Source organism: Phycisphaeraceae bacterium (assembly GCA_015709595.1).
In the GTDB taxonomy this organism is placed as follows: Bacteria; Planctomycetota; Phycisphaerae; order Phycisphaerales; family SM1A02; genus CAADGA01.
In genome coordinates this window covers 1113021-1125693 of record CP054178.1, presented here as the reverse complement: position 1 = coordinate 1125693, position 12673 = coordinate 1113021, and the positions used below count along the sequence as shown (strand labels likewise).

Annotated in this window: 14 protein-coding genes; 10 read left to right on the top strand and 4 right to left on the bottom strand. The window is 67.0% G+C overall.

What is annotated here, in order from left to right:
- Positions 1 to 10 precede the first annotated feature (10 nt).
- From HRU76_04740 to HRU76_04710, 7 genes are all read left to right on the top strand, one after another.
- Positions 11 to 772 carry a TetR/AcrR family transcriptional regulator gene (locus tag HRU76_04740; protein QOJ16933.1) on the top strand — a complete coding sequence of 254 codons (762 nt, stop codon included), beginning with the start codon at positions 11 to 13 and terminating at the stop codon, positions 770 to 772.
- The gene (locus tag HRU76_04735; GenBank protein QOJ16932.1) at positions 759 to 1187 is read left to right on the top strand and encodes a DUF1761 domain-containing protein; all 429 of its coding nucleotides are present in this window, start codon (positions 759 to 761) and stop codon (positions 1185 to 1187) included. Before HRU76_04740 ends, HRU76_04735 begins: the two co-directional genes overlap by 14 nt.
- A 100-nt stretch (positions 1188 to 1287) precedes the next feature.
- Positions 1288 to 2334: an SRPBCC domain-containing protein gene (locus HRU76_04730; GenBank protein QOJ16931.1), complete on the top strand. Its 1047-nt coding sequence runs from the start codon at positions 1288 to 1290 to the stop codon at positions 2332 to 2334.
- A gap of 205 nt (positions 2335 to 2539) precedes the next feature.
- Positions 2540 to 3712: a DNA (cytosine-5-)-methyltransferase gene (dcm, locus tag HRU76_04725; protein ID QOJ19096.1), complete on the top strand. Its 1173-nt coding sequence runs from the start codon at positions 2540 to 2542 to the stop codon at positions 3710 to 3712.
- 107 nt (positions 3713 to 3819) lie between these two features.
- Entirely contained in the window at positions 3820 to 4710 is an 891-nt protein-coding gene (locus HRU76_04720; protein ID QOJ16930.1) for a DUF4928 family protein, read from the top strand.
- Positions 4685 to 5167 (top strand): DNA mismatch endonuclease Vsr, encoded by a 483-nt coding sequence (gene vsr / locus HRU76_04715; GenBank protein ID QOJ19095.1) that lies wholly within the window; start codon positions 4685 to 4687, stop codon positions 5165 to 5167. Before HRU76_04720 ends, vsr begins: the two co-directional genes overlap by 26 nt.
- A gap of 495 nt (positions 5168 to 5662) precedes the next feature.
- Positions 5663 to 7120 (top strand): aldehyde dehydrogenase family protein, encoded by a 1458-nt coding sequence (locus tag HRU76_04710; protein ID QOJ19094.1) that lies wholly within the window; start codon positions 5663 to 5665, stop codon positions 7118 to 7120.
- A 60-nt stretch (positions 7121 to 7180) separates the two neighbouring features.
- On the opposite strand, the gene HRU76_04705 is transcribed toward HRU76_04710, so the two are convergent.
- The 3 genes from HRU76_04705 to HRU76_04695 all read right to left on the bottom strand — a co-directional run bounded on the left by HRU76_04705 (position 7181) and on the right by HRU76_04695 (position 8835).
- On the bottom strand, positions 7181 to 7690 hold the full coding sequence (locus HRU76_04705; protein ID QOJ16929.1) for a hypothetical protein: 510 nt from the start codon (positions 7688 to 7690) through the stop codon (positions 7181 to 7183).
- Entirely contained in the window at positions 7671 to 8000 is a 330-nt protein-coding gene (locus HRU76_04700) for a hypothetical protein (protein ID QOJ16928.1), read from the bottom strand. The genes HRU76_04705 and HRU76_04700 overlap by 20 nt, the downstream gene beginning before the upstream one ends.
- Before the next feature lie 91 nt (positions 8001 to 8091).
- Entirely contained in the window at positions 8092 to 8835 is a 744-nt protein-coding gene (locus tag HRU76_04695) for a DedA family protein (GenBank protein QOJ16927.1), read from the bottom strand.
- A 238-nt stretch (positions 8836 to 9073) separates the two neighbouring features.
- Here HRU76_04695 and HRU76_04690 point away from each other — a divergent pair, with 238 nt between their 5' ends.
- The 3 genes from HRU76_04690 (at position 9074) to HRU76_04680 (ending at position 11666) form a co-directional block, all read left to right on the top strand.
- Positions 9074 to 10723 carry a polysaccharide biosynthesis protein gene (locus HRU76_04690; GenBank protein ID QOJ16926.1) on the top strand — a complete coding sequence of 550 codons (1650 nt, stop codon included), beginning with the start codon at positions 9074 to 9076 and terminating at the stop codon, positions 10721 to 10723.
- A gap of 98 nt (positions 10724 to 10821) precedes the next feature.
- A complete protein-coding gene (locus HRU76_04685) occupies positions 10822 to 11178 on the top strand; it encodes a hypothetical protein (protein QOJ16925.1) in 357 nt (118 codons plus the stop codon).
- 68 nt (positions 11179 to 11246) lie between these two features.
- Positions 11247 to 11666, top strand: a complete 420-nt coding sequence (locus tag HRU76_04680; GenBank protein ID QOJ16924.1) for a hypothetical protein — start codon at positions 11247 to 11249, stop codon at positions 11664 to 11666.
- A 106-nt stretch (positions 11667 to 11772) separates the two neighbouring features.
- Here HRU76_04680 and HRU76_04675 read toward each other — a convergent pair whose 3' ends face one another.
- On the bottom strand, positions 11773 to 12528 hold the full coding sequence (locus tag HRU76_04675) for a metallophosphoesterase family protein (GenBank protein ID QOJ16923.1): 756 nt from the start codon (positions 12526 to 12528) through the stop codon (positions 11773 to 11775).
- Between the last annotated feature and the right edge of the window lie 145 nt (positions 12529 to 12673).

The window sequence follows — 12673 nt, the reverse complement described above, 5'->3', positions numbered from 1 at the left end:
CGAACCCCCGATGAGCGGGGGAAATGAACCCGCCGCCTCCAGCGCGGACTCAGTCGCCGACCCCCAGGCGACCGACGCCGCTCGACGTTCCTCCCGTGACCGAATCATCGATGCCGCGATGGAGCTGTTCCACCAGAACGGGTACACCGCCACGGGCATCAGCGCCATCCTCAAGAGGGCGTCCGTCAACAGCGGATCGCTCTATCACTTCTTCCCGACCAAGGAAGATCTGCTGCTCGCGCTGCTCGAACGGTACAAGGAGCTTCTCTATCCCGCGGTGATGGACCCCGTGTTCTCCCGCGTCACCGACCCCATCGAGCGCATCTTCGGCGTGCTCGACGGCTATCGCCAGATGCTCATCGCCACCGGCTGCTCGCTGGGCTGTCCCATCGGCAACCTGGCCCTGGAACTGAGCGACACCCATCCCGCGGTGCGCCGCGGGATCGCCGAGAACTTCGACGGCTGGAAAAACGCCATCCGCGCCTGCCTGGACGAGGCCGCCGACCGCTTCCCCACCGACCTGGATCGCGAGTCGCTTGCTTCCTTCGTGCTGACCGTGATGGAAGGCGGCATGATGCAGGCCAAGGCCCACAAGACGCTGACGCCCTTCGACGCCGCGGTCACGCAGCTGCGCGACTACGTCGATCGACTGCTCGCCGACGGCGGCGAGTGGAGCCGCCCGCGACGCACCGCCGAAGCGCCGCCGGACGAGGACGCACCCGACCGAATCCAACCCCCTGACGCCTGGAGAGACCCGAATGCCCGTGCTTGACCCCGGATCGATCAACTGGCTCGCCGTCGGCGTGACAGCCATCGCCACCTTCCTGCTGGGCGGCGCGTGGTACACCGCGCTCTTCGGCCAGCTCTGGCGGAAACTGCATGGTTACGACGAAGCCACGGTGAAGGAACTGCAGCGCCGGCGCCCGCCCGTGATGTTCTTCGGCGCCATGATCGTCTGTTATTTCGTGATGGCGCTGGTGATGGCGATTCTCATCCAGTGGACCGGCGTCACCGGCGCGGGGGGCGGCGCGGTCATCGGCTTCTTCATCTGGACCGGCTTCTGCTTCGCCGTCGGCCTGACCGGCGCCATCGCGGTTCACTTTCCGCTCCAGTCATTCCTCATCGACGCGGCCTATCAGCTCATCTACTGCCTTGGCGCCGGAGCGCTTCTGGGCGCGTGGCGGTAACACAGGCATCAGTAACACAGTCGTCCGTGGCACAGGCGTCCCGCCTGTGATCCTCAGCAGTCACCAGCACCCATCATCCAGCACTCCAGAGTCACCAGCCATGAACTCCATTCATCGACTGCTCCTCATCGCCGCCCTGTCAGGCATGGCCGCGCTCGCGTCGCACGCCGTGTCCGCCGAGGAGCCCGACACCTCGCCCCTCACCCACAGCGCGGTGCTGCGCGCCCCCATCGCCGAGGTGTGGGACGCCCTCACCAACCCTCAGAGGATGCGCCGGTGGTGGGCCCCGAACCTCGAGGCCGACATCCGCGTGGGCGGCGTCATCCGCTCCAGTTACAACCCCCAGTCCACCCTGCGCGATGAATACACCATCGAGAACACCATTCTCGCCTACGCGCCCGGGCGCATGCTCTCGATCCGCTGCACGAAAGCGCCGGCGGACTTCCCCTTCAAGGACGTGATCGGCGACACCTGGTCCACCATCCTGCTCGATGAACTGGGCCCGGATCGCACCCGCGTCACCTTCATGGGCATGGGGTACACCGCGGATGAGAAGTCGCAGCGGATGCGGGCGTTCTTCGCCAGCGGCAACCAGTACGTGATTGATCAACTCAAGCAGATGTTCGAGATCAAGGACGTCGCCCAGCGCGACGCGCGCGTCATGGAACTGGTCGGCCGCTTCGCCAAGGGCGAGTGGGTCCACCAGAGCGCGCGACCGGACGGAGCCACCTTCCGCGTGCGCAACGCCGCCCACCACGGGCCGGACGGCGTCTGCATCGTCTCGCGCGGCTGGCTGGATGTCGGCGCCGGGCCGTATGAGCACGCCGCCACGCTCATTCACCGGCTGCCCGCCAGCATGGGCGGGGGCGTCGAGTTCACCGGCATTCACGAAAACGGCGCCATGGCGCGGGGGCCCATCACGCTCATCGACGAGAACACCATCGAGTGGCACTGGCCCGAGACGCTGCTCGACGGCCGCGGCGGGCTGTACCGCATCCGCACCGTGTTCACCGACGAGACGCACTACACGATGCTCATGTTCGAGCGGCAGGCGGATGGAACCGAGATCCAGCGCCTGAAGATCGACTTTGAGATGATCGCGCCGCAGGGACCGGACCCGTCCGTCCCGCAGCGGCTCGGGCGGTAGGGGAAGTGCGCAGTGGGCGCGATGAGTTTGACATGCGGCAGGCGCCCCGAAGGAACAGCCCATTCGAATATCGGGCGCTTGGCCGCCTGTTGCGAGTCGAGTTTCAGATGAGCGGTGAACTTGCGACATCGACCCTCCTCTCGCTTGTTCGGAACAAGGTTGGTATCCTGTCGGCATGATTCCTGTGCAGCCGAGGTTTGGGTACATGTCGTCCCGCAGCTCAGTGGGAGGGTTTCGATTCGCCGAGTTCTTTGCGGGCATCGGGCTGGTGCGAATGGGCTTGGAAGCGAAGGGGTGGGGAATTGCCTACGCAAACGACATCGATGCCGATAAACGCGCGATGTACGACCGCCACTTTGGCGATGCAAACGAGCATTTCCACCTCGCCGACATTCATCGAGTCCACGAAGACGACGTGCCGAGCGTTGAACTCGCGACGGCGTCATTTCCCTGTACCGATCTGTCAGTTGCCGGCGGTCGAAACGGCTTGAACGGATCGCAGTCCTCGGCGTTCTGGGGATTCGTCTCCTTGATGCGAAGAATGGAGGTTCGCCGTCCCCCGCTTGTCATGCTGGAGAACGTGGTCGGGTTCCTCACCTCCCACGGCGGCGCGGACTTCCGAGCCGCATTGGAGGCTCTCAACGAACTCGGGTACGCGGTCGATGCCTTCGTACTCGATGCGCGATGGTTCGTGCCCCAAAGCCGTCCCCGCCTCTTTGTGGTCGCGTCGATGATCCCGGATGCGGACGCGCTGGATTCCGCGCCGGAGTCGCGCATCCGCCCGGCGCTCCTCCGGCGATTCATCGCGGATCACCCCGGCATCCGTTGGCAACTCCGGGATTTGCCCGATCCCCCGGAGCGGTCGAAGCGGCTCCTCCCGGACATTCTGGAGAACCTCCCCGACGATGCGCCCGAGTGGTGGAGCCGCGAGCGGGCGGACTACCTCTACAACCAGTTCTCCGAACGGCACCGCAACACGGCGGACGCCATGATTGCAAAGCGCCGATGGTCCTACGCCACTGTCTTCCGGCGCGTGCGGATGCAAGCGAACGGGGAGAAGCGGTCGATGGGCGAACTCCGCACCGATGGGATTGCGGGGTGTCTTCGCACCCCGAAGGGAGGGAGCGGGCGACAGATTCTCTTCAAGGCGGGGTATGGGCGGTACGCCGCTCGCCTCCTCACGCCCCGCGAGTGTGCGCGGCTTATGGGCGCGGATGAGTTCACCATCGGAGTACCCGACAATCAAGCATTCTTCGGCTTCGGGGACGCGGTCTGCGTCCCGGCTATCTCATGGATTGCGGAGCACTACTTGAACCCGGCTCTCGCCTCTTTGCGCGCGGGCTCGCGTCGCGCCGCCGTGGTGGGAGCCCTTCGATGAGTGTTGAAGTTGCATCGCGCAAGGTCATCGCCGAGTGGTTCGGGAAACTCGAACCCGACCGGCGATATAAACCGCTTCCGCCTCGCGGCGCGGTAGCGGCGGCAATCGTGGTGCTGGAGATTCTGAAGACTCGCTTTGACCTTGATCCAAACGCCCACGTCACGAAGAAGAGGGGGCAGATTGCAGGCATGGGCAAGGGGGCGATTCAGAAGGTGCTCGCGGCGCATGGCGAGAATCGAACCTTCCTGAAGGAAGGCGGGCGGACCAATCGCGGGAATCACGCGATTGTCGCCTCACTGCTTGAAGCGGTGGCCGGAGCGCGACTTGATCGTGTCACGGAAGCGGAGCGTGTGGCGGGTCTGCACGCGATGCAAGCCTACCTCACTGAGCGGGTCAATGACTACTTCCAGCAAGAGCGGATCAAGGTGCAATTCAATCCCACGAGTCCGGCCCGCACGTTCATTGCCAGCATTCTCGCGGTGGCCGAGAAGAAGGGTCGCGCCGACTACGTTGCGCAACACCTTGTAGGGGCCAAGTTGGCGCAGCGGTTCCCGGATGCGACGATCACCAACTTTGCGGGGAGCGCGGCCGATGAACAGTCCGGGCGCGTGGGCGACTTTCAGATTGGCGATGCCGCCTTCCATGTGACGATCAGCCCAACCCTGGAAGTCTGCGCGAAGTGCGGGGCCAACTTGATGGCGGGCACGTCCGCCGTCCTCTTGGTGCCGGATGGTCGATTGGCCGCCGCGCGGGAGTTGGCCCGGCAACAAGGCATCCTTGATCGAATCATGGTGGAGTCGATAGAGTCATTCGTCGGGCAGAACATGGCGGAGTTGTCCGAGTTCCGCCGCGACCGATTGCGCGATGAGTTGGCCCAACTGGTCGCGGAGTACAACCGGCGGGTTGAGGAAGCCGAAACCGATATGTCCCTTCTCATCGACGTGCCCCCGGCGCTAGAACTCCCGGATGATGATGAGGAGGACGGGGAGGAGGAGTGAAGTGGACAACCTCTCGCCCGGAGCACGAAGCCGGGCGATGCGGGGCGTCCGCTCGCACGATACCACGCCCGAGCGGATCGTTCGTTCCGTCGCCCACTCTCTCGGCTTCCGATTCCGGCTCAAGCGACGCGACTTGCCCGGCTCTCCCGACTTGACGTTTCCCCGGCTTCGGGCCGTGGTGTTCGTTCACGGGTGCTACTGGCATCAACACCGATGCCCGCGTGGTGCGCGCCAACCAAAGACGAATCGAAGCTACTGGCTTCCGAAGTTGCGCCGCAACGTGGAGCGTGACCGGCGCGCCATCCGCGCTCTACGGCGTGATGGGTGGCGCGTGCTCGTGGTGTGGGAGTGCCAAACTCGAGACAACGCCGCACTCTCATCAACACTGAAGGCGTTTCTCTCCCACCGCCATTCCCGCCGAAAACCACGCCGCCAAGGCCTAGGGCGCCCTTCGTGACTTTGCGATGCGCCGGTTGTTTGCGCATGAGCAGTACAATCCTCGAATCGCAGCGCGCATCCCTGCACCATGCCGCGTTCATTCTGAGGGATGGAGCGTTCATCTCGAGGAATGCCCGCTCCATCCCGACGTGAAACGCGTTCATCCCTTCGGATGGACCGCCCATCCCTTCGTGCGGACCCTCCATCCTGACGAGAAACCGCCGCATTCCTTCGGATGCTGCTTCCATCCCTCAGTGCAAACTCCGCAACCTCACGAATGCGGCCCGCATGTGTCAGGGATGCGCTGGTCCGAAAACCCCCGGCGGGTTCACCACGGAGGCGCACGGAGGACACGGAGGGGGCCACACACCGGGCTCAGGGCGGCCAGCACGGGCGGGACGCCCGCACCACCGGAGACGAGCATTGCGGGTCGCTCGCACGGCTGGGCAGCCGCAGCACACACCGGCAGCGGGGATCCGACCCCGTCCGCGCCGCCCGCCAACAATCCCGCATGATGCTCACGCTGCCGTACGTTCTTGCGGGGCGGGCGGAATCGCCCAACGCCGATCTGGTCGTGCTGGACAAGTATCGAGGCGAGGTCTTCGCCCGCGTCGCGGCGCCGGACGCCGCCGCGGTGGACCGGGCGATTGACGCGGCGGTCGCCGCCGCCGCCCCGCTGCGTCGGCTTCCTTCGCATCGGCGTCAGGCGTCGCTGCGGCACGTGGCGGAGCGTCTGGCGGGCGACGCGGATCGTTTCGCCCGCATGCTGGTCCGTGAGACGGGCAAGACCATCCACGAGGCCCGGGTCGAGGTGGCCCGCGCCATCGAGACGTTCACGCGTTCCGCCGAGGAGGCGACGCGCATCGGCGGCGAGTACCTGCCGCTGGACCTCTCATCCCGCTCCGAGGGGCTGCGTGCCATCACCCGCCGCGTGCCCGTGGGGCCGTGCTCGTTCATCACGCCCTTCAACTTTCCGCTCAACCTGGCGGCGCACAAGGTGGGTCCGGCCCTGGCGGCGGGGTGTCCGTTCATCCTGAAGCCCGATCCGCGCACGCCGGTCACGTCGATCATGCTGGGCGAGATTCTCGCCGAGGCGGACCTGCCGCCCGGGTCGTTCAGCATGCTGCCGGTGGTGAAGGACGGGCTGAACCTGCTGAGCGAGGATGAGCGTCTGCGGCTGCTCTCCTTCACCGGCTCGCCGGCGGTGGGGTGGATGCTCAGGTCGCGGGCGGGCCGCAAGAAGGTGACGCTGGAGCTGGGGGGCAACGCGGCGTGCGTGGTGGATGACACGGTGGACGTGTCCGTGGCCGCCGCCCGGCTGGTGACGGGGGCGTTCGCCCAGGCGGGGCAGAGCTGCATCAGCGTGCAGCGGATCATCGCGCACGAGACGATTCTGGATGATCTGCGCGAGCGGCTGCTGGGGCGCATCGCGTCATTGCGGATGGGCGACCCGATGGAGGAATCGACGACGCTCGGTCCGATGATCAGCGAGGGCGAGGCCCGCCGCGTGGAGACGTGGGTGCAGGAGGCGGTGGAGGGCGGGGCGCGGGTGCTGTGCGGCGGGGAGCGGCAGGGGAGTTTCTTCCAGCCCACGCTGCTGGAGCGGGTGGACGCCGCCGCCAAGGTGTCGTGCCGGGAGGTGTTCGGCCCGGTGGCGACGCTGGAGGGGTTCAGGGATTTCGACGCCGCCCTGCGCCGCGTCAACGACAGCGACTACGGGCTTCAGGCGGGCCTGTTCACGCGCGACATTCACCGGGCCTTCCGGGCGCTTGATGAACTGGAGGTGGGAGGCGTGGTGATCAACGACGTTCCCTCCACGCGCGTGGACTCGATGCCCTACGGCGGGGTGAAGGCGTCCGGGCTGGGGCGCGAGGGGGTGCGCTACGCCATCGAGGACATGACGGAGATCCGCGTGATGGTGCTCAGCCGCGTGGGTGGGAGTGTGGGGGGTGGGGCCGGTAGCGGCGGATGAAGCATGGATGACGACGCTGGCTCATGGGCCGCATCATTCGAGATACGACTGCTCGATGCGTCAGAGCCGCGCTTCGGTCGCCGCTCTCAACGGCTCCGCCAGACGTGTGTCGCGCAGGCGGCTTCGGATCCCGTCGATCGTGACCAGCCCATGGCGCACCAGGACCGTGATGAACGCGACATCCTTGTCGCGCCCCGCGACGAGCTTGGCCACGGCGAGATCGGTCGGTTCGAGGCAGAGCGCCGTGGCGCCGCCGGTCAATGGCGTGCATAACGCCTTCAGCCGTGACTCCCAGCCGTCCGGGAGCGTCGCGCTTTCAATGCTCACCCCGTGGGCGTAATAGCCGAATGTTGAATGAAACGGCGAGAGTTCGCCAATCGATCCATCGATGAGATCGGCGTCTGACGGACAGCTCAGCGGCGCAAGATCGACTTCAACGGATTGCGTCAGATCGGTCGGAGGATCGGCGATTGTTCCGAGAATGGATTGTGATCCGATCACTACGAACCGGTCGGTTCCGGTGATCGCCGCCGCTGCCCGGAGGACATGTTCAAGCTGCGCGATGTTCATGGCGTGCCGATCGCTTGATGGCCCACACCTCGCCCGGCGACAGCACGCCCGCGAAGGGAGAGTTCTGCCGCAGTCGCTGTCCTTCATCGGTCGAGGCCAGCATCGCCTGGCAGATTCTGTCCACGGGTTGTTCGAGCAGCGTCAGCCATTCCTGGTAGGCGCGCCGCAGGCCGGGCGAGTCGGCGTTCCGCGCCATCCATCGGCGCAGGTTGGCGCGGGCGGCTTCGATCCACTCGGGCCTCTCCGGCAGCTCACGCGCGATGCGCGCCGCCAGCAGCATGCTCTGGTGGTCGAGTTCTTTGTGGATCATGTCGCACGATGATAGACCCCGGCCTCACGGCGCCGCATCGCCGGGCGGCAACCCTTGCGCGTGAAGTCGCCGTCTACGCCGCTCCGTGCCGTCACAGCACGAACTTCAGCAGCGCGAACCCGCCCACCACCAGCACCGTGAAGACCACGCACAGCAGGTTGAACCAGCGGTCGATGAAGCCCTTGACGGGCGGACCGAACTTCCACAGCAGGGCGGCGACGATGAAGAACCGCGCTCCGCGCCCCACCAGCGACGCCACCACGAACATGGGCAGGAACACGCCGAACACGCCCCCCGCGATGGTGAACACCTTGTAGGGAATCGGCGTGAACGCCGCGGCGAAGACGATCCAGAAGTTGTACTGGTCGTACAGCCCGTGGACCTTGTCATACACCTGCGGCGTGAAGCCCGGCACGTAGCGGTAGAAGAGATCCTGCGTCGCCTCCCAGAATCCCCAGCCGATCAGGTAGCCCAGCAGTCCTCCCAGCACGCTGGCGATGGTGCTGACCGTGGCGAAGTACCACGCCCGCTCGCGTTTCTCGAGCGTGAGCGCGATCTGCAGCACATCCGGCGGCACGGGAAAGAAACTGGACTCCGCGAAACTCAGCAGAAAGAGCGCCCACGTGCCGTGCCGGTGATGGGCCAGCGAAAGAACCCAGTCGTAGAGCCGCCGGTGGATGGCCCAGCGGGGGACGGGCCTGGGCGATCTGGCGGATGCGTCGGTGGTGGCGTGCCCGGCGGCGTCCGCCGTCTCACCAGGCGTACCAGGCGTACCGGGGGTGTCGGGGGCGCCGGGGGCGTGGTCGGCGGGGACGGGCGTCTCGAGGCGGCTCATGGTCCACCATCATCGGCAGGAAAGTCCGTCAGGACCATTGCCGGCATGTCGCGAGGGCGTCAGGCGACGATGGGGTGTGCGTTTCTCGACCGGAAGGGGGGGAATCGCCGACATGGAAGGGTGCGGCGCAGGACGCGCCGCCGGGCGCACCCCGGATACGGACGCGACGCGGAGCGTCTCGCCACCCGGAGGCGCCACCCGGACACGGGTCGGAGCCCCGTGTCAGCAGATCGCGCTCATGGAGCGAGCGTTGAGCCATCGCATCGTCACCAGTTCGTCGTCCGACATCGCCAGTCCGCACCGGGCAGGCGGCGCGGTCATCATCATCGGCCAGCGCGCCACCTGCGCGCGGGTGGAGCGGCAGTTGGACCTGCTGGACCCTCGGCCCGTCACGATCGGCTGGGTGCTGGCGACGTCGCATCGCCCTGCGGGCAGGGGGGGTGCGGCGGATGGTGGGAAGCATGGCCGCGGGTCGGCTGGGGATGGCGCGAGCGCGGCGGGTCACGCGCCTCCCATCCTGGGGGCGGTGGATGAAATGGAAGCCATCCTCGCCCGGCGCCGGCCGGCGCTGGCCATCGTCTCGCTGCCCGCGGCGATGACCGACCTTATTCAGTCCATCCGCACGCGGCTTCGCCGGGCGGGCGTGCCGGACCGGTTCTTCCCCACCATCGAGGATCAGCTCGACGGCGTGGGGCCTCGCACGCACTTCACGGTGGATGTGAACGACCTGCTTGCCCGTCCGCCGCGCGTCATTGATGAGCAATCGGTCGCCGGCCTGCTCGCCGGGCGGCGTGTGCTCATCACCGGCGCGGGGGGGTCGATCGGGAGCGAACTGGCCCGACGGGCGGCTCGGTACGACCCGTCGGGGCTGTTCCTGGTGGAGCGCAGCGAGAACGCGCTGTTCGAGATCGATCGCCAGATCGCGCGCTTCCACCCGGCGCTGCCCCGGAGACCCATTCTGCACGATGTGGTCCTGGCGGACGCGACGCGCGGGCTGTTCAACGCGGTGCGCCCCGAGATCATTCTTCACGCCGCCGCTCACAAGCACGTGCCGATGATGGAGGATCACCCCGCTGCTGCGGTGGACAACAACCTGTTCGGCACCAAGTCGGTCGCCGACGCGGCCATCGGCTGCCGGGCGGAGCGGTTCGTGATGATCTCCACCGACAAGGCAGTCAACCCCACCTCGATCATGGGGGCGACCAAGCGGCTGGCGGAGATGTACATCCAGGACGCCCACCGGCGCGCGGTGACGGCGTTCTCGATGGTCCGGTTCGGCAACGTGCTGGGCTCCTCGGGCAGCGTGCTGGACGTGTGGGCCAGGCAGGTCGCCGAGGGCGGGCCGCTCACCGTGACCGACCCGCGCATGACCCGGTACTTCATGACGATTCCCGAGGCGGCGGCCCTGGTGCTTCAGGCGGCGGCCCTGGCCGACCCCATCGCGGCGGAAGCGGAGGTCTTCGTCCTCAACATGGGCGACCCGGTCAACGTGCTGGACATGTGCTGCCGCTACGCCGCGGCGCATGGGTTGACGGCGGTGCTGGATCACGGGACGTCCGAGAACTCGCCTTCGTCAACCCCTGGCGCCATCCGGGTCGTCATCACCGGGGCACGTCCCGGCGAAAAACTGTTCGAGGAACTGGCCCGCGATAGCGAGTCCCTGCGGCCCACTCGACACCGCGACATCGATATCTGGGGGTTGCCACAGCCAGACCCTCAAGATATTGAGCGGATGGTCCGTTGTCTTTCACCCGACATTCGCTCCAGCGACCCGAACGAACTCGCCGAGGAAATCCGGGGTCTGGTTCCTGAAATGCGGCGGCCTCTGGTGCAGGCGAGGCGCGGATCGACAGAGGATTTCCGCCTAGAATCTGTTTCGCCCGTGTGAATGGCTGGTGAACTTGCACTCGCCGTCGCATGGTGTGACAATCCGAGGTTGATCGCCTGGCATGGACGAGGGGCGACCACCGGAACGAGGGCTCCCCGATGAGCACGACACTGGAATCCGCCGGCGCCGACGTGGACGAGGCCATCCGGATGCGGGATCGCGCCCGCGAACTCCTCGCCCGGCTGCTGCGCGACCGTGACACCCTCGAAACCGCCTTGTCCGGCACGGGTCGGTGCGACCATCTGAAGCAGGTGACCGGACGCAGCGCGCTGGACAACGCCATCACCGCCACCCAACGGGTCATCGAGGCCATCGACCGGGCCGTGTCCGGCGCGGGCGACCGCGTCGGCGATCGGCTGGGTCAGCGCGGCGACCGGAGCGGATGGGCGGCTCCCATGGCGACGGCGGGACCGGGTTCCGTCGCCTATCGTCGGGCGGCGTCGTCGCGCGGCTGAGCCGTCCGGCGCCGGGTGGGGCCGGGCGTCACGTCGCTGTTCCTCAGGAAAACATGGAGAGGGGCCGCATGTCTCGGTCCGGGCGACGAAAAACCCACACCCATGATCCCGGGGGCGGGCCTTCCAAGCCCCGTCGCCGCACGCCCGCCGACCTGGGCTCATACGTGGCGTTCTTCCTCATCTGGGTCTTCGCCTCCGGGCTGTTCTACATCGTGGCCAACGAGAATGCCCCCGTGCTCAGCACCGGGCTGCTGGCGGTGTTCGCGTGGTATGTGGTCGTGCTGTGCGTGCAGGCCCACCGCGGCGTCGCCCTGGCGAAGTGGCAACGCTCGCTGGTGCGGCTGCCCCTGATCACCGTGGGCGGCGGCAAGCAGCTGGTGGATTCGATCAAGCGCACCGACCGGGGGCGCCACACCGTGCTCGTGAGCGTTCTCGCCGCCAGCGTGGCCACCGTGCTGCTGGTGCTGCTGATCGCCCGGGGCATGTGAACCTCCGGCCCCATCCCAGGTGTTGTCCGATCGTCACCGGGTGTTCGACTCGGTCCGCGGATCGACACGGCATCGAGCCCGCTGGTCGCCTCGCGCGGCGCGTGTCTTACCGCCCCTCGATCAGCCGTTCACCCAGCCAGTCGGTGAGTTCGTGGATGGCCTTGATCTTGGCGACCACGGCCTCCACGTCGTACTCGAGCCGGAAGAACTCGACGCGGTCCTCGTCCATGATGGCGTAGCTGGCGCGCGGGTTGAGGTCGCGCGGCTGGCCCACCGAACCGGGGTTGATGATGGCCTTCTCACCCTCCACGAAGGTGTAGACCTGGTCCAGGTCGGCGGGGGGGTAGAAATCCGGCTCGTCGGTGAACACGCCCGGAACGTGCGTGTGACCCACCAGGCAGAAGCGGTCGATGCGCTCGAAGATCTGCTCCATCTTCACCGGCGAGTTGACGGCGTCCTCGGGGAAGAGGTACTCGTTGATGGGACGCCGGGGCGAGCCGTGGACGAACAGGAACGGCCCTTCCGTCACGCGCACGCGCAGGCGACCCAGGAAGTCCCAGCGCACGCGCGACTTGTCCTTGTCCGGCTCCTGCTCGAACTGGCGTCGCGTCCAGTAGGCGGCCTGCTCGGCGGCGTAGTTGAAGTTGGTCGGCTCGTAGAGCACCCCGAAGTCGTGGTTGCCGATCAGCGACCAGGCGCAGCGGGCGGCGACCAGATCCACGCACTCCACCGGGTTGGGCCCGTACCCCACGATGTCGCCCAGGCAGATGATGCGATCCACCTTCCGCTGGTCGATGTCGGCAAGCACGGCGGTGAGCGCTTCGAGGTTGCCGTGAATGTCGCTGATGACCGCGGTGCGCATGGTCCGATCACATTCCGACGGGGGGAAGTCCGGCAGCAGGTCCGCGCGCCGGATGGCGCGAATCGGCGATGCTAGGGAAAGGCGCGATGGCCGTCAATGCGGCAAACCCCTCCACGGCGATTCACGGCGCGGGTTGCCGGGCCGG

What these genes read in the sequence shown, in the direction of transcription:
- vsr (QOJ19095.1), top strand. Translation starts at nt 4,685, where the DNA reads ATGAGGAGGACGGGGAGGAGGAGTGAAGTGGACAACCTCTCGCCCGGA.
- HRU76_04735 (QOJ16932.1), top strand. Translation starts at nt 759, where the DNA reads ATGCCCGTGCTTGACCCCGGATCGATCAACTGGCTCGCCGTCGGCGTG.
- HRU76_04730 (QOJ16931.1), top strand. Translation starts at nt 1,288, where the DNA reads ATGAACTCCATTCATCGACTGCTCCTCATCGCCGCCCTGTCAGGCATG.
- dcm (QOJ19096.1), top strand. Translation starts at nt 2,540, where the DNA reads ATGTCGTCCCGCAGCTCAGTGGGAGGGTTTCGATTCGCCGAGTTCTTT.
- HRU76_04680 (QOJ16924.1), top strand. Translation starts at nt 11,247, where the DNA reads ATGTCTCGGTCCGGGCGACGAAAAACCCACACCCATGATCCCGGGGGC.
- HRU76_04700 (QOJ16928.1), bottom strand. Translation starts at nt 8,000, where the DNA reads ATGATCCACAAAGAACTCGACCACCAGAGCATGCTGCTGGCGGCGCGC.
- HRU76_04685 (QOJ16925.1), top strand. Translation starts at nt 10,822, where the DNA reads ATGAGCACGACACTGGAATCCGCCGGCGCCGACGTGGACGAGGCCATC.
- HRU76_04740 (QOJ16933.1), top strand. Translation starts at nt 11, where the DNA reads ATGAGCGGGGGAAATGAACCCGCCGCCTCCAGCGCGGACTCAGTCGCC.
- HRU76_04695 (QOJ16927.1), bottom strand. Translation starts at nt 8,835, where the DNA reads ATGAGCCGCCTCGAGACGCCCGTCCCCGCCGACCACGCCCCCGGCGCC.
- HRU76_04690 (QOJ16926.1), top strand. Translation starts at nt 9,074, where the DNA reads ATGGAGCGAGCGTTGAGCCATCGCATCGTCACCAGTTCGTCGTCCGAC.
- HRU76_04675 (QOJ16923.1), bottom strand. Translation starts at nt 12,528, where the DNA reads ATGCGCACCGCGGTCATCAGCGACATTCACGGCAACCTCGAAGCGCTC.
- HRU76_04705 (QOJ16929.1), bottom strand. Translation starts at nt 7,690, where the DNA reads ATGAACATCGCGCAGCTTGAACATGTCCTCCGGGCAGCGGCGGCGATC.
- HRU76_04710 (QOJ19094.1), top strand. Translation starts at nt 5,663, where the DNA reads ATGCTCACGCTGCCGTACGTTCTTGCGGGGCGGGCGGAATCGCCCAAC.